Here is a 15,216-nt window from a genome sequence, read left to right as displayed (position 1 = left end):
TCTCATCTTCGCTTCCTTTGAATGAGCTACGATGAGCCGAAAATCCTCTCTTCTCAATTAAACCAATTCTGTCTCATGGGCGCTGATGTCGGACACACGCCATCGTCGAGCGCGACGTGCCGATGGTGCAAGGCACGGCGCTGACCATGGGCCTGATGTTCGTCGCTATAGCCGCCATCGTCGACCTTCTGACGCTTTGGCTCGACCCGCGGATGAGGAAAATCGCATGACAGCCATCGACCAGACATATCAGCCGCCCAAAAGCGGACCCGGAGCCACGCGTCTCGCCGGTGCCGGCCTGCTGGTCCTGCTCGCCGGTTTTGCCATCATCGGACCGGCGGTCATTTCGAGCGATCCGGCGGCCCAGGATTTTGGCGCCAGCCTTGCGCCCATCGGTGGCGATTTCCTGCTGGGCGCCGATCACTACGGCCGCAGTCTGCTGGCGCGGCTTGCCCATGGCGCACGCCTGTCGTTCGGAATGGCCTTCCTCACCATGCTGGCTGCCGCCATACCCGGGGTCTTGTTCGGTCTCATCGCTGCCTGGAGAGGCGGTTGGGCGGAACGCGGGTTCGAATTCGTGGCCACCACCGTCCTGGCATTGCCCGGCCTGATGCTGGTCCTGCTGTTGCTCGCCTTTTCGCCCGGCAACTACGGCCCGCTCTTCCTTGGTCTGGCGCTGACGCTCTGGGTCGAGTTCTACCGGGTGACGAAGGCGAACACGAAAACGATTCTGTCCCAGCCACACATCGAGGCGGCTCGCATGCTGGGCTTCGGCTCGCGCTACATCCTCACGCACTATGTGTTTCCGGTCATCGCACCGATGATCACGACCCTTGCCGCATTCGCGATGGCAACAGCCATTATCGCGGTCTCGACGCTGAGCGCCATCAGTGTCGGCCTGCAACCACCGACGCCTGAGCTTGGAAGCATGATCGTTGAACTTCTGCCCTATTTTGCCGAGGCGCCCGTGCATGTGCTGCTTCCCGCAGCCCTGATCTTCCTCCTCGTTCTTGGCCTGCAACTTCTCGCCCAGGGAGAGCGCGCATGAATATCCAGATGATGAATGATATTGCGGTTCATGATCTGTCGATCCACGCAAAAGATGGCCCCATCGTCATGGACGTCTCGCTCGCCCTCGGCAAGGGTCGACCACTGACCCTGCTCGGTGAAAGCGGCTCTGGGAAATCCCTGGTCGCCCAGGCGATCATGGGCAATCTGCCGGCGGGTGTGCACGCCACGGGAGGCGTGATCTTCAAGGGGGTGGACCTCCTTGCGGAAGCGGCCGGAGAGAGGCGCAAGCGCTGGGGACGAAGCATCGGTCTCCTGCCGCAGGAACCATGGCTGGCGCTCGATCCCACGATGCGCGTCGGTCCGCAGGTCGCCGAGGTGCATCGCTACGTCAAGGACAAGACGGCCAGCGATAGCGTGGTGGCGGCCAAGCAAAATCTAGCTGAGGTCTCCCTTTCCGCGGCCGAGGCTCTCTATCCGTTTCAGATCTCGGGTGGCATGGGTCAGCGTGCGGCAATCGCGATGGCGCATGCGGCCGGGACCGAATTGTTGATCGCCGACGAGCCGACAAAAGGCCTCGATGCAGCGCTGCGGGACTCGGTGACGGCACGGCTGAGCCGCGAGGTCGAGGCAGGACGCTTGCTCCTGACCATCACCCATGATGTCGCGGTGGCGAGGGCGCTCGGCGGCACGATTGGCGTCATGCTCGATGGCCGGCTGGTCGAATACGGCCCTGCCGAGGCGCTGCTCGCCGAACCGCAGCACGCCTACACCAAGACACTTCTTGCTGCTGAACCTTCGCAATGGGGGCGCAAGACAAGGGCAACGCCCGGCACGACCGTTGTTACAGCGCAGGGGCTGGAAAAGCGTTATGGCGACAGGGTACTGTTTTCCGGCTTCGATATTGAAGTTGCCGCCGGCGAAATCGTATCCATCGTCGGCCCGAGCGGCTGCGGAAAGACCACGATCGGCAATATTCTGCTCGGCCTGACCAAACCCGATGCAGGTGAGGTCGTGCGAGAAGGGGAGCTTTCGCCACTCCGTTTTCAGAAGCTCTACCAGGATCCACCGGCTGCCTTTGCGCCGCATCAGACGATCCGCAAGGGTCTGAAGGATCTGGCGCGTCTGCATGGCAAAGACTGGTCCGGGATTGAAGCGTCGTGCAGGCGGCTGCGTTTGCAGGACGTCTTGCTCGATCGCCTGCCGGGGCAGGTTTCCGGTGGCGAGTTGCAGCGCTTCGCGCTCCTGCGCGCTCTTCTGCTTGATCCCGCCTTCCTCTTCGCCGATGAGGCGACATCACGCCTTGATCCCGTTAGCCAGCAGGACGTTGTCACGTTCCTGCTGGAGCTCGTCGAGGAGACCGGGCTCGCGGTTCTGTTGGTCACCCATGACCGCGATCTTGCCGAAAAGGTCTCCACGCGGCTCATCGAATTGGAAGGCGCTGATGGACGAGCCGCCTAACGTTATCCCTGGTGTCTCCAGCGCGGGACTTGACCGGCTGCCGGCTTCTCCCTTAACTGGCCGCGACGGTTCCCCTACCCATGAGGTGGAGGGGAATAATAGGGAACACGGTGCGGACGACCCGCATGGGACCAAAACCGTGGCTGCCCCCGCAACTGTAAGCGGATTGCCGTCCATCCTCGTGGCGCTTGGCGCCATGCCACTGTGCGAACGGCACGGGAAGGCAGATGGACGGCAGATATCCGCGAGCCAGGAGACCTGCCGTCACAGATCGATCCATCGTCACGGGCGGGGAAGCCCGGAACAGGAGTATGCAATGAAGATCACCAGCGCCACACGGCGTGGACCGACCCTGTCTTTCCCCCAGCCTGTCGATTGTTCGATCGTGCGGACGGCCTGACCGTCCTTCGTTTCGCTGTGTCGCCTTGCGCGGCTTTCAATCCGAATTCGGGGAAAACTATGACATCGCTTTTCAACACACCGCTTCGCGCGGGTTTCCTGTTCGCGTCGCTTGCAGCCGGCATCTTTGCCGGTCACGCACAGGCCGCCGAGACCGCCTATCCCTTGACTCTGAAAAACTGCGGTCGCCAGATCACCATCGAAAATGCGCCGGAAAAGACCGTTTCGATTGGGCAAAGCAGCACCGAAATCCTCTATTTGCTCGGCTTGGCCGACAAGGTCGCGGGCACGGCGCTCTGGGTTGGCCCGGTTCTGAAAGGCTACGAGGCGGTCAATGCCGGGATCGACCGCCTGGCCGACAATGATCCGAGCTTCGAAAGCGTGCTTGCCAAGAAGCCGGACTTCATCGCCGTGCAGTTCCAGTGGCAGGTCGGCCCGGAAGGCGTTGTGGCCAAGCCGGAGCAGTTCGAGGAGCTGGGCATCCCGGTCTATACCTCTCCGTCCGATTGCACCGGCAAGGAAAACTCCGCCGCAAGCGACGGTGTACGTCATCAGGTCTTCACCATGGAACTCGTGTACCAGGAAATCCGCGAACTGGCGCAGATCTACAACGTGCAGGAGAAGGGTGAAGAGGTCGTCGCCGACCTGAAGAAGCGCGAAGAGGCAGCCCGTGCGAAGGTTGCTTCGGCGGACGGCAAGCTCTCGGCTGTCTTCTGGTTCTCCAGCGCTGCGGATGCCGACCCCTACGTTGCGGGAAAGAACGGTGCACCGGGCTATATCATGTCGGCGCTCGGCATCGAGAACATCATCAAGACCGACGACGAATGGCCGACAGTCGGATGGGAGACGATCGCCAAGGCTGATCCGACGATCATTGTCGCCGGTTCCATGGAACGTCGTCGCTATCCTCTGGACAGCCTTGAAGCCAAGCTGGCCTTCCTCAAGACCGATCCCGTCGCGAGCCTCATGCCGGCGGTCACGAACGGCCACGTCTTCAGCATGGACGCACAGGCCATGAACCCGACGATCCGCACGATCGAAGGTATCGAGGCACTGGCGGACGCCATCGCCGAAGCCGGCCTCGCCAAGTGAGCCGGACGCTGACATCGTTCGGACGAACGGGCGCGGCATTTGCCGCGCTCGCCATCCTGCTGATCGCACTCTGGCTCGGAGCGGCAATCGGGGAAACGGCCATACCCTTCTCGACCGTGGCACAGACGGTTGCGAACCGGCTCTGGAACGCGGGCTATCCGCTGGAGCCGATCGATGAAGGCATCATCTGGAGCTATCGGCTCAGTCGAGCCGTGGTCGCTGCCTCGTGCGGCGCAGCACTTGCGCTTTCCGGCACGGTGCTGCAATCGCTGCTGCGCAATCCTTTGGCTGATCCTTATATCCTCGGCATTTCGGCCGGCGCTTCGACGGGCGCCGTCAGCGTTGCCATCCTGGGTGTCGGCGCCGGTTTCCTGACCATGCCGCTCGGCGCCTTCCTCGGGGCGGTCATCGCGTTCGTTCTGGTGAGCATTCTGGCAGTGAAGGCCGGCCGCGGCACGGCGGCGATCATTCTGGCGGGTGTCGCTGGTTCGCAACTTTTCAACGCACTGACCTCCTTCATCGTCACGAAGGCTGCAACGGCGGAGCAGGCGCGGGGCATCATGTTCTGGCTGCTTGGCAATCTTTCCGGAGTGCGCTGGCCCGATGCCTGGCTGGCCGTGCCCGCGGCGCTCGCGGGCCTCGTGATCTGCCTTCTTCACGCGCGGGCGCTCGATGCCTTCACCTTCGGCTCCGAATCGGCCGCTTCTCTCGGTATTTCCGTTCGCCGGACCTATCTGGTTCTTGTGGGGGCTGCAGCGATGATGACGGCCGCGATGGTCTCGATCGTCGGATCGATCGGGTTCGTCGGCCTCGTCATCCCGCATGCGGCGCGAATGCTCGTCGGCGTTCGCCACGGTGTCCTGCTGCCCGCCTCGGCCCTGATCGGTGCCGTCTTCATGATCGTCGCCGACATTCTTTCGCGCACGCTCATTCCCGGACAGGTTCTGCCAATCGGCGTCATCACCGCGCTGGTCGGTGCTCCCGCCTTTGCTCTTATTCTCGGACAAAAGAGGGCTCGCGCATGACGCTTTCCGCCAACAGCGTTGCCTGGGCCGCTGGAGGGTCCGAGATCCTGAAGGATGTTTCCCTTACGGTGGAGACTGGCGAGTTTCTCGGCATTATCGGCCCCAACGGCTCCGGCAAGACGAGCCTGATGTCGCTCCTTGCGGGCCTTCGCACGCCGAAATCCGGCTCCGTGCTGCTCGATGGCGTGCCGATCGGATCGCTCGGCAGGCGCGCCGTCGCTCAACGCCTCGCCCTTGTAGAACAGCAGGCCGAGACCGGGGAGCGCATCACGGCGCGGCAAGCCGTCGAACTCGGCCGCACGCCCTATGTCGGCACGCTGTCGCCATGGTCGCCCAAAGACGACCGGATCGTCGATGGTGCGCTCGAGAGCGTGGACATGGCACATCTGGCGGAACGGTCCTGGCACACATTGTCCGGTGGCGAGCGTCAGCGTCTGCATATCGCCCGCGCGCTCGCGCAACAGCCGGAAATCCTGCTGCTCGACGAGCCGACAAACCATCTCGACATCGGCCATCAGATCAGCCTGCTCGATCTGGTGCACCAGCAGGATCTGACTGTCGTTGCGGCCCTGCACGATCTCAATCACGCAGCCCTGTTCTGCGACCGGATCGCGGTGCTGGAGGAGGGCCGTGTTGTCGCCCTCGGTGAACCGCGCGCCGTTTTGACCGAGGAGCGCATCCGTACGGTCTTCGGCGTCGATGTCGAGATCGAGCAGGATGACGGCGGCATCTGCAACATCCGCTTTTTGACGCGGCGGGCGCACAGGCGCGCGCCAGTTCGGCAAGGGCGGAGAAATCTCTCTGCCATGGAAGCCTGAGCCGATGGACATGCGCAACTACGATTTGAAGGAAGACATTCGGGAATACTGGTCGCGGCGCTCGGCGACGTTCGACCTCGCCTTCGGTCATCGCATTCCGCCCGGTCCGGAGCTGGATGCCTGGGCGGCTGCCGTGCGCGAGGCGATCGGTCCGGCGCCGCAGAAAGTCCTCGAACTTGCCTGCGGCACTGGTGAAGTAACCAATGTCCTGCTTTCGCTCGGACACGAGGTCACGGCACTGGATTTCTCCGAAGCGATGCTCGGCGTCGCACGCGCCAAGCACGACGGTAATACCCGCGCGCGTTTTATTCTGGCGGATGCTGAGCGCACGATGGAGCCCGACCAGACCTATGATGCAGTGATCTGCCGTCATCTCGTCTGGACGCTGACGGAGCCGGAGCAGGCGTTCGCCGACTGGTTCCGCGTGCTGAAACCGGGTGGGAAGCTGCTCGTCTTCGACGGTGACTGGACCAAGCCGACGCCCATCGGGCGGATCGCGAGCCTTGCAGTCCGTGTGATCGAGCGCTTCATCGGTCATGATCCTTATTATGACGGGGCCATGAGCGAAAGGCATGCGAATATCATGACCCGCCTGCCATTCAGCGGCGGGCTCACCCCCGAGGGCCTAAAGCCGCTTGTCGCAGCCGCTGGCTTTGCGGAGGTCCGTTTTCCTTCCCACCGTCCGATCGCGGTTGCGCAGCGCCGCAACGCGGATCTCAGGAACCGGCTGCGAACGCGGTTCTATCGCCGCTTCGTGCTGACGGCGTCCCGCCCAGAGGATGGCGCGACCGCAGGTCCGCATCTCAACACGCTGCCTCAGCCAGAAGGAATCTCGTCTTGAGCAAAGCCAGTGCACTCCTATCCATGGCCCTTGCTGCTTCCGCCGCATTCTTCTGCAGCGCGCCGGCGGGTGCCGCCCAGGAGACGCAATATCCTTTGTCGATCCAGAATTGCGGCCGGACGCTTACCTTCGACAAGGCGCCGTCGCGGGCCGTTGCCGATGGCCAGAACTCCGCAGAGGTTTTCTATCTCCTGGGTCTCGGGGACAAGGTTGTCGGTTCGGCACTCTGGATCGGCCCCGTGCTTGAAGGCTATGAGGACGTGGACGCTCGTGTTCCGCGCATTGCCGAACTTGATCCGAGTTTCGAGGGTATCCTGGCAACGAAACCGGACTTCGTCGCCACCCAGTTCCAATGGCAGATCGGCCCGGAGGGCGTGGTGGCCACGGTCGAGCAGTTCGAGGAACTCGGGATTCCGGTCTATACGGCGCCGGCCGATTGCCACTTGAAGGACAAGAAGGCGGATGGGGCCGCGCCGCCAAAGTTTACGATGGACCTGGTCTACCAGGAAATCGAGGAAGTCGCGCGTATCTTCAACGTTTCCGCCCGGGGAGAGAAGGTCATATCAGAATTGAAGGCCCGCGAGCAGGCGGCGAAGGCCCGAATTACGGCACTGAGGGGGAATGTGTCCGCCGTCTTCTGGTATTCCAGCGCCAAGCTCAATGCGGACCCCTATGTGGCGGGTGAGGGCGGTGTGCCGGCCTATCTCATGTCGGAGCTCGGCATTCAGAACGTGGTCGAGAGCAATGAGGAATGGCCAACCGTCGGCTGGGAAACCATTGCCAAAGCCAATCCGACATTGATCGTCGCGGGTGACATGACGCGGCGGCGGTTCGAAGGCGACGATCTCGCCGTGAAGCTCGTTTTCCTCAAGAACGATCCGGTTGCAAGCGTCATGGACGCGGCGCGCGAGGGGCGGATCGTCGAAATGAAGGTTCAGTTCATGGATCCGACCGTTCGCACGATTCGCGGACTCGAGATCCTCGCCGATGGCCTGGAGAGGCTCAATCTAGTCCAGTGACAACGATTGGCCTGAATAGCCCCCAGATTTGTAGACACCTTCTTTCCTAATTTTGAGGTTCTAAACGTATTTCGCCTGATCTCGGTAGATGGTCGAGCGATCCCGCTGCAGAGCGCGCGCGATCTCGGCCTGGCTGAACTTCTTCTCATGCATGCGCGCAACGATGCGGCGTTCGTCAAAACTCAACTGCGCAAAGGAGCGGGCCATTCCATCCTCCTGAAGCCATGGCCATTATTGTCCTCGTTGCATTTGAAAATGGAATCTGCCCCGCTACACCCTTTGCTGGCATAATCATGTTTATGGAACTATCGCAACCGCCGGCCGCCGCCGCCGCCGACTTTCTTTCAAAAATGAGTAGCCGGTGATTTGAGAGTATGCAGCGGGGCATCGGGGCGCGGTACCAAGGTACGAACCAACGCCGACAGCCAGCTATCTCATTTCAAAGCTCGATGACTTCAATCTGAAAGAACTTCCAAGGCGTCACCCAATGCCGGCGTCCGCCACATCTCGGCGCGCATCCGGCAGATCAAATGTCCAGGAAAAGCGTGCCGTCATGGCGCCGCCGTATCCGTCGCGACCGGGCAGCAAAATCGCGTCAAATAAGTGAAGCTGCACAGTAAGGTCACATTAAATTCTGTAGGCCTTGCCGGTCTCCGTGCGCCGCCCGAGACAACCCGGCGGCGCGAGGATATGCCGCTATGCTTTCACTCGCAGGCCTTTCGGGTCGTAGGCCGGCGAAAGATGCGCCGTCACGGCGAAGCGATCGCCGGCAAGATCGACCTCGAAGTGGCCGGTTTCCAGAAACGCTCGATCCACCCCGGCAGCGTTGTCGATGAGTGCCAGCGCAACGGAGCGCCCGAGCGTGTGCCCGTAGGCGGCCGAGCGGACCTCGCCCACCGGCTGGCCGTCGCGAAGGATCAGTTCGCCGCCCCACAGCATCGGTGCGGCGTCATCCACGGTGAACTGCACGATGCGCCGCGAAGGCACGCCCCTCGCCTTTGCGGCGACGAGAGCATCCCGGCCGATGAAGCCGCCGGGCTTGTCGAGGGCGACCGCGAAGGCGAGGCCCGCCTCATAGGGCGTGATGTCCGGCGTCAACTCGCGGCTCCACGCCCGGTAGCCCTTCTCCAGCCGCAGCGCCTCCAGCGCGTAGTAGCCGCAATCGATAAGCCCGAGATCGGCCCCCACCGCGTGCAGCGCCTCATAGACGCCGACCGCGAATTCCGTCGGCACGATCAGCTCCCAGCCGAGTTCGCCGACATAGGTCATGCGATTGGCATAGGCCGTGGCATAGCCGATATCGATCTCGCGGATGGCGGCGAAGGGGAAGGCTCCGTTGGAAAGATCGATGGCGGTGATCTTGCCAAGAATATCGCGCGACTTCGGCCCCATCAGCGCCAGCACCGCATAGGCCGAGGTGACGTCGGTGAGCGTGACATGGGCGTCAGCGGGGATGTTCTTGCGAATCCAGTCCGCATCGTGCACCGCCTGCGCCGAGCCAGTGACAATGAGGAAGCGGTCCGCTGCAAGGCGCATGACAGTCAAATCGCTTTCATAGCCGCCACGGCCGTTCAGCAGGCCGGTATAGACGGAGCGGCCGACCTCGACATCGATCTCGGCGGCGCAGATGCGGTTGAGCGCGGCCGCGGCATCGCGGCCCTGGACGAGCAGCTTGGCAAAGGAGGTCTGGTCGAAGATGCCGGCCGCCTCGCGCGTAGCCGTCATCTCGCGCTTTACCGCCGCGTGCCAGTTCTGCCGGCCGAAAGCATAGTCCGTCATCGGCCGCTCACCCTCTGCGGCAAACCAGTTGGCGCGCTCCCAGCCCATCTTCGAGCCGAAGCAGGCGCCCTTGGCTGCCAGCCGGTCATAAAGCGGGGACCGGCGGAAGGGTCGCGCGGTGTCCAGCTCGCGGTTCGGCCAGGGCATGGCGTAGTGCAGGCCAAGCGTTTCCTTGACGCGATCGTGGAGCCAGCGCGGGTTGTTGTTGAAGTTCGCGAAGCGGCGGATATCGACCGGCCAGAGGTCCATCGTCGGCGCGCCATTGACGATCCATTCCGCCAGCGCGCGCCCGCCGCCGCCGGCGCTGGCGATGCCCATGGAGTTGAAACCGGCGCCGACATAGAAATTCTTCAGCTCTGGCGCCTCGCCGAGGATGAAGTTGTTGTCGGGCGTGAAGCTCTCCGGGCCGTTGTAGAATTTCTTGACCTCGCTGGTTGCGAGTTGCGGCACGCGCTCAAGCGCGCTCTGCATGAGGATCTCGAACTGGTCCCAGTCGTCGGGCAGCAGCGCGAATTCGAAGTCGTCCGGGATGCCCGTCATGCCCCAGGGCTTGGCCTCCGGCTCGAAGCCGCCCATGACGAGGCCACCGACCTCTTCCTTGAAGTAGATATAGCCATCTGGATCGCGCATCACCGGCAGGTCGGGATGCACGCCGTCAATCTTCCCGGTGACGATATACATGTGCTCTGCCGAATGGAGCGGCACCGAGACGCCGCACATCCGGCCCACCTTGCGCGCCCATTGCCCGGCGCAGTTGACCACGATCTCGGCCGCAATCGCCCCGTGGTCCGTCTTCACGCCCGTGACAACGCCGTCGGCGACGGATATGCCGGTGACGCGCACGCGCTCGAGAATGCGGGCGCCGCGGCTGCGCGCACCCTTGGCGAGCGACTGGGTGAGATCGGTGGGATTGGCCTTGCCGTCGCCCGGTAGCCACACGGCGCCGGCGAGATCGTCGATCGCCATGACCGGCCAGAGGTCCTGCGCCTCCTTCGACGAGATCACCTCGATCGCGACACCCTGAGCGCGGGCGGAGGCGGCGGTGCGCTTCAGTACCGTCATGCGATCGGCCGTGCGCGCGACGGAAAGCGAGCCGCAATTCTTCCAGCCGGTGGCCAGCCCCGTCTCAGCCTCCAGCTCGCTGTAGAGCTGCGTCGAATATTTGATGAGGCTCGTCATGTTGGCGTGGCTGCGCAGCTGGCCGACGAGGCCAGCGGCATGCCAGGTGGTGCCGCCGCTGAGCTGCCCCTGCTCCAGCAGCACCACGTCCCGCCAGCCGAGCTTCGTCAGGTGATAGGCAACCGAGCAGCCGATGATGCCGCCGCCGATTATGACGACCTGTGCCTGTGCTGGAAATTCTGGCGTCATGAAACGATCTCCGAAAAAGATGGAGGCCGCACGGTAACAAAACGCCGTCAAAGAACAAGACAAAAAATTACAGAAAATTACATTTCGTCACGTCGCAACGATCAAGGCAGGCCCCCTTCGCTCCAGAGCCTCACCGATCGGCTCCGGCGGGCGCCGGTCGACGATCACGCCGGCGGCCAATTCGAAGCGCGGAATGCGCAGCGGTGTCAACCGGCCGAACTTCGAGCTGTCGAGCACGAAATAGGCCTTGCCCGCCGTGTTCGTCATGCGCGAGCGCTGCTCCGCGCCGCTGCGGGTGAAGTCCGTCACCTCGCCATCCGGCGACAGGCCGCCACCGCCGAGGAAGGCGACGTCGACCCGGAAATGCCTGATCGCCTCCAACGCATCGATGCCGACGGCGGCCTCCTCGACCGGATCGATCTCGCCGCCCAGCATGTGCACCCGCACGTGTGGCTGGCGGCACATGAGAAGCGAGATCGACAGCGAGGTGGTGCAAATCGTGAGGTTTTTCCGCTCGGACAGCGCGTGTGCCACCGCGAGCGTCGTCGTCCCGGAGTCAAGAAAGACCACCATGCCGTCACGCACGAGGCCTGCGGCCGTACGGCCGATCGCCGCCTTCGCGCCTGCATTCTCCTCGCGCCGCTCGGTGAAGGCCGCCTCGACCGGCTCGAACAGCGTAGCCCCGCCATGCACGAGATCGAGCTGGCCGCGGTCGGCCAGAAGCTTCAGGTCGCGACGGATCGTCTGCCGCGACACGTCGAAGAAATCGGCAAGCTCGGTGATGCCGACCGTGCCGTCGGTCGCGAGACGGCGCAGGATCTCGCCATGACGGCGGGGGGCAAGGGCGCGGGCGTTCTGAGAGTCTGACATGGCGGTATCTGCGATCATTTTTGTCGCTTTGACAAGCTGAGCGTGAAACTCGCCCCTCCGCTGGGTCAAGAATACGGCCGCTATAGAGCATCTCATACCAGATTGTGGCGCTATATGTTGTTTAATGTTGCTTTATGTAATTCTTTTTCCCATTCTGCTCAAAATGATTTTCCAGATCGGGAGACGACAATGCGACAGGCGTGCGAACAGGGCGGCCGCTTTACCTTCTATCTGCTCGACGGCTTTGCGTTGCACACCTTCTCCGCGGCGCTCGAAGCCCTGCGCCTCGCCAATCAGGTCGCCGGCCGCACGGTCTATGACTGGCAGGTCGTGACGGGCGACGGCGAGCCGGCCCGCTCCTCCTGCGCAATGCGGATTGCCGCAGACCACTCCCTCGCCGAGGAGCGGGGACAGCTGTACCGGCCGGGAAGCCGGCAGGTCATCGTGGTCTGCGGCGGAAACGCGATCCCCGCGCCCGACCGGTCGCTGGAGGCGTGGCTGCGGCTTTGCCAACGCAGCCGGACCACATTGGTGGGCCTTGCCGGCGGTCTCTATCCGCTCGCCCGTGCAGGGCTTCTCGACGGTAAGCGCTGCGCCGTGCATTGGGAGCATTTCCCAGATTTTTCCGAGCGCTTCTTCGCCGTTAATCCGCATCAGACCGCCTTCGAGATTGACGCGGATCGTCACACCTGCGCGGGCGGTAACGCGTCCTTTGACATGTTCCTCACCATCGTCGAAAGGGATCTCGGCGCGGACGCCGCCAACCGCATCTGCGAGATCGCGCTTTGCGAGCGACTGCGGGAAGCCGGCGAACGCCAGCGCTTGCCGCTTCAGGCCCGCCTCGGCATCCACAATGCGCTCCTGATCCGGATCATCCAGCAGATGGAGGCGAACCTCTGCGAACCGATCAGGCTATCGGACATGTCGCCGGTGAGCGGGCTCTCCCGCCGTCAGATGGAGCGCCTGTTCCGCCGGGAAATGGGCCGCACGCCGGCGCGCTACTATCTCGAGCTGAGGCTGGAGCGGGCGCATCTGCTACTCATCACCTCGTCGCTGCCCGTCATTGAGGTCGCCATGGCCTGCGGCTTCTCCACCGCCTCTCATTTCGCCCGCACCTACCGCGAACGCTACGGCTGCACACCGCAGAGGACGCGCCTGGCGGAAGCGGAGCGGCAGGCCCTCTCCAATCGTACGCGCGCGCAGCTTGTGATGGGGGAGCGGCAGGTCGCTTGAGACATGCTTTTCGCAAAACAAAGGCTCCTCCATGGCTGGAAAGGAGCTTCATAGGCCGTTTGCGGGGAAGCTCATCCGAGCCGGAATTCAGATCCTGGCCGACCATCCGCGGCTTTACTGGAAGCGGCACAGTGCGTCACGAACGGAATGGTTCCGTATCCAGAGCGATGTCCCGGCAGAACGCATCCAAGGGCGGCTGCAACGAAGACATGATTGGGCCACGATCACTGGAAAGGCCTCCTCCCCTGCCGGAGAAGAGGCCTCCGCCGCCGCTCTCGGAAAGTGCCGTCAGCGCCAGGCCTGGGTCCGTTTCAGCAGGCCGCGGGCGATCAACGCGTGGATGAGCTTGGCGGCGACATTGGTATAGAAGATCATTATGCCCATGGCCGCAGCCGGTGCGATGTCGCCGGCATCGTCCATATTGAGCACCGCGACCGAGGCGAGCTTGGTGTCGGTGGAATAGAGGAAGACCACGGCGGAGACCGTCGTCATCGCGTTGACGAAGAGATAGATCGCGATGTTGAGGATCGCCGGCAGGCAGACCGGCACCGTGACGCGGAAGAACAGCCGGTGGAAGGGCTGCTTCAGGGAGGCGGCCACGGATTCGAATTCCGGATCCATCTGCTTGAGGGCCGTCAGCGCGGTCAGGTGCGCGACGGTGTAGAAGTGCGTCACCGTGGAGACGACGAGGATCGTCATCGTGCCATAGATGGCGTTGAGAGGATTGGCCGGGTTGTTGAAGAAGAAGATGTAGGCAAGGCCGAGCACCATGCCGGGCACGGCCATCGGCATCATCGCCAGGAAGTGGAAGATGCCGCGGCCGACGCGAAAGCCGTCCGCCTTCTCGACCATGTAGGCGCCGGCAAAGACGATGATCGAGCCGAATAACGCCGTCAGCATCGCCAGCCTGATCGAGTTGCCATAGGCCGCCCAACCGCCGCCGTCCATCAGGTCGAACGCGAAGTTCTTCGTCGTCAGCGAGAGGTCGTAGGGCCAGAATTTCACGACGGCTGCGATCTGGCACATGGCGATCATGCCCAGGATGAACAGGCTGACGAGGCAGGCGAAGGAAAAGCATAGCGCATCCGTGCGGGCGTTCGGCTTCGGCGCATAAGGCACGGCTCTGGCCGAAAGCAGCGCCACCTGCCGCTTCTGCATGCGCCGGTCGACGGCAAAGGCGAGGATGGCCGGCACCAGCAGGATGACAGAGACGACCGCCCCCATCTCGAAATTCTGCTGGCCAATCACCTGCTTATAGATATCGACGGCAAGCATGCCGTATTGCCCGCCGATCACCTTTGGCAGGCCGAAATCGGTGATGACGAGCGTGAAGACGACGAAGGCAGCAGACACGAGGCCGAAGCGCGCGCCTGGCACCGTGACGGTCTTGAAGGTGCGCCACTTGCTGGCCTTGAGCGAGGCGGCTGCCTCGTAGTGCCGGGCATCTGCGACGGACAGCGCCGTCAGGATGATCAGGAAGGCATGCGGCAGCGTGAAGAAGATCGAGCCGATGACGATGCCGATCGGACCATAGATGGAATAGCCCAGCAGCCAGTCCTTGAAGACGCCCTGAGTGCCGAAGAGATAGACGAGCGCGATACCGGGCAGCAGCGACGGCACGAGGATCGGGATCGTCAGGATGCCGCGGAAGAGCCCCTTCAGCGGCATGCAACTGCGCGTCAGACCGAAGGCGAGCGCGAAGGCGATGGCGACGGTGAACACCGTGCTGATCGCCGCCATCAGCACCGAATTGCGGATCGACTGGGCGAGTGCCGGCGTGGAGAAATAGGTGACGAAATTCGCGACGCCGAGGCTTCTTTCAGGGCGCAGCACCACACGCCGGAACTCGCTGGAATCATAGTCGCGCCATTCCGTCCCCTTTTCCAGCGTCGAGCCGGCAAGAAAGGCCGCCTCGTTTGTCGTGCCGCGAATGCGGTAGTGAACGGGGCTGCGGAAGCTGAATTCCGGGAAGAATTTCGTCGCTGCAAGCCGCCCGTCGGAATTGGTCGAAAGCTCCCCGTCCGCAACGGCGCCAAGCTCACGGTTCAGAGCCTCCGCGCTGACTACCGGTCCCCAGTTCGCCCCCGTTTCGTCGCTCACCTGGAACTCGAAGGCCGCGAGATCGAACCGGTAGGTCGAGAACGACTTCGAGAGCATGACGAAGAGCGGTGCGCCGAGCGCGATGATCAGATAGAAGCCGATGACCGCCATGAAGCCGAGCTTGATGCGGTCGTCACGGGAGGCTTCCTGCCGCAATCTTTTCCCGATGAGGGGAAGATGGGGCGCTTCGAGGACCATGTTCA

Annotated in this window: 12 protein-coding genes and 1 riboswitch; of the genes, 8 read left to right on the top strand and 4 right to left on the bottom strand. The window is 63.0% G+C overall.

The features are described 5' to 3' along the window. Positions 1 to 226: 226 nt before the first annotated feature. The 7 genes from CRO48_RS28825 (at position 227) to CRO48_RS28795 (ending at position 7,663) form a co-directional block, all read left to right on the top strand. Complete coding sequence (locus CRO48_RS28825; RefSeq protein WP_097143128.1) at positions 227 to 1,048, top strand: ABC transporter permease; 822 nt, start codon at positions 227 to 229, stop codon at positions 1,046 to 1,048. Further along, positions 1,045 to 2,469 (top strand): ABC transporter ATP-binding protein, encoded by a 1,425-nt coding sequence (locus tag CRO48_RS28820; RefSeq protein ID WP_097143127.1) that lies wholly within the window; start codon positions 1,045 to 1,047, stop codon positions 2,467 to 2,469. Before CRO48_RS28825 ends, CRO48_RS28820 begins: the two co-directional genes overlap by 4 nt. Before the next feature lie 49 nt (positions 2,470 to 2,518). Further along, positions 2,519 to 2,749: riboswitch (cobalamin riboswitch) on the top strand. A 179-nt stretch (positions 2,750 to 2,928) separates the two neighbouring features. Further along, the gene (locus tag CRO48_RS28815; protein WP_097143126.1) at positions 2,929 to 3,960 is read left to right on the top strand and encodes an ABC transporter substrate-binding protein; all 1,032 of its coding nucleotides are present in this window, start codon (positions 2,929 to 2,931) and stop codon (positions 3,958 to 3,960) included. After that, the gene (locus tag CRO48_RS28810; RefSeq protein ID WP_097143125.1) at positions 3,957 to 4,985 is read left to right on the top strand and encodes a FecCD family ABC transporter permease; all 1,029 of its coding nucleotides are present in this window, start codon (positions 3,957 to 3,959) and stop codon (positions 4,983 to 4,985) included. The genes CRO48_RS28815 and CRO48_RS28810 overlap by 4 nt, the downstream gene beginning before the upstream one ends. Then, positions 4,982 to 5,803 (top strand): ABC transporter ATP-binding protein, encoded by an 822-nt coding sequence (locus CRO48_RS28805; protein ID WP_097143124.1) that lies wholly within the window; start codon positions 4,982 to 4,984, stop codon positions 5,801 to 5,803. Before CRO48_RS28810 ends, CRO48_RS28805 begins: the two co-directional genes overlap by 4 nt. Before the next feature lie 4 nt (positions 5,804 to 5,807). Beyond that, positions 5,808 to 6,644: a class I SAM-dependent methyltransferase gene (locus tag CRO48_RS28800; protein ID WP_097143123.1), complete on the top strand. Its 837-nt coding sequence runs from the start codon at positions 5,808 to 5,810 to the stop codon at positions 6,642 to 6,644. A gap of 23 nt (positions 6,645 to 6,667) precedes the next feature. Next, positions 6,668 to 7,663 carry an ABC transporter substrate-binding protein gene (locus CRO48_RS28795; RefSeq protein ID WP_097143122.1) on the top strand — a complete coding sequence of 332 codons (996 nt, stop codon included), beginning with the start codon at positions 6,668 to 6,670 and terminating at the stop codon, positions 7,661 to 7,663. 60 nt (positions 7,664 to 7,723) lie between these two features. Here CRO48_RS28795 and CRO48_RS28790 read toward each other — a convergent pair whose 3' ends face one another. The 3 genes from CRO48_RS28790 to CRO48_RS28780 all read right to left on the bottom strand — a co-directional run bounded on the left by CRO48_RS28790 (position 7,724) and on the right by CRO48_RS28780 (position 11,680). Further along, positions 7,724 to 7,870: a helix-turn-helix domain-containing protein gene (locus tag CRO48_RS28790; RefSeq protein WP_097143121.1), complete on the bottom strand. Its 147-nt coding sequence runs from the start codon at positions 7,868 to 7,870 to the stop codon at positions 7,724 to 7,726. A 489-nt stretch (positions 7,871 to 8,359) separates the two neighbouring features. After that, positions 8,360 to 10,810, bottom strand: coding sequence for a GcvT family protein (locus CRO48_RS28785; RefSeq protein ID WP_097143120.1), 2,451 nt, complete (start codon positions 10,808 to 10,810; stop codon positions 8,360 to 8,362). A gap of 87 nt (positions 10,811 to 10,897) precedes the next feature. Continuing rightward, entirely contained in the window at positions 10,898 to 11,680 is a 783-nt protein-coding gene (locus CRO48_RS28780; protein ID WP_097143131.1) for a DeoR/GlpR family DNA-binding transcription regulator, read from the bottom strand. 189 nt (positions 11,681 to 11,869) lie between these two features. Here CRO48_RS28780 and CRO48_RS28775 point away from each other — a divergent pair, with 189 nt between their 5' ends. After that, on the top strand, positions 11,870 to 12,913 hold the full coding sequence (locus CRO48_RS28775) for a GlxA family transcriptional regulator (RefSeq protein WP_176526937.1): 1,044 nt from the start codon (positions 11,870 to 11,872) through the stop codon (positions 12,911 to 12,913). Between the two features lie 288 nt (positions 12,914 to 13,201). Here the strand turns inward: CRO48_RS28775 and CRO48_RS28770 are convergent, their stop codons facing one another. Next, positions 13,202 to 15,211, bottom strand: coding sequence for a putative 2-aminoethylphosphonate ABC transporter permease subunit (locus CRO48_RS28770; RefSeq protein ID WP_097143130.1), 2,010 nt, complete (start codon positions 15,209 to 15,211; stop codon positions 13,202 to 13,204). Positions 15,212 to 15,216: the final 5 nt, after the last annotated feature.

Origin of the sequence: Rhizobium subbaraonis, from assembly GCF_900220975.1 — a bacterium.
Lineage (GTDB): Bacteria > Pseudomonadota > Alphaproteobacteria > Rhizobiales > Rhizobiaceae > Mycoplana > Mycoplana subbaraonis.
This window is presented reverse-complemented; position numbering and strand designations above follow the sequence as displayed.

Coding starts and splice junctions, on each gene's coding strand:
- CRO48_RS28825 (WP_097143128.1), top strand. CDS start 227: ATGACAGCCATCGACCAGACATATCAGCCGCCCAAAAGCGGACCCGGA.
- CRO48_RS28820 (WP_097143127.1), top strand. CDS start 1,045: ATGAATATCCAGATGATGAATGATATTGCGGTTCATGATCTGTCGATC.
- CRO48_RS28815 (WP_097143126.1), top strand. CDS start 2,929: ATGACATCGCTTTTCAACACACCGCTTCGCGCGGGTTTCCTGTTCGCG.
- CRO48_RS28805 (WP_097143124.1), top strand. CDS start 4,982: ATGACGCTTTCCGCCAACAGCGTTGCCTGGGCCGCTGGAGGGTCCGAG.
- CRO48_RS28800 (WP_097143123.1), top strand. CDS start 5,808: ATGGACATGCGCAACTACGATTTGAAGGAAGACATTCGGGAATACTGG.
- CRO48_RS28795 (WP_097143122.1), top strand. CDS start 6,668: ATGGCCCTTGCTGCTTCCGCCGCATTCTTCTGCAGCGCGCCGGCGGGT.
- CRO48_RS28790 (WP_097143121.1), bottom strand. CDS start 7,870: ATGGCCCGCTCCTTTGCGCAGTTGAGTTTTGACGAACGCCGCATCGTT.
- CRO48_RS28785 (WP_097143120.1), bottom strand. CDS start 10,810: ATGACGCCAGAATTTCCAGCACAGGCACAGGTCGTCATAATCGGCGGC.
- CRO48_RS28780 (WP_097143131.1), bottom strand. CDS start 11,680: ATGTCAGACTCTCAGAACGCCCGCGCCCTTGCCCCCCGCCGTCATGGC.
- CRO48_RS28775 (WP_176526937.1), top strand. CDS start 11,870: ATGCGACAGGCGTGCGAACAGGGCGGCCGCTTTACCTTCTATCTGCTC.
- CRO48_RS28770 (WP_097143130.1), bottom strand. CDS start 15,211: ATGGTCCTCGAAGCGCCCCATCTTCCCCTCATCGGGAAAAGATTGCGG.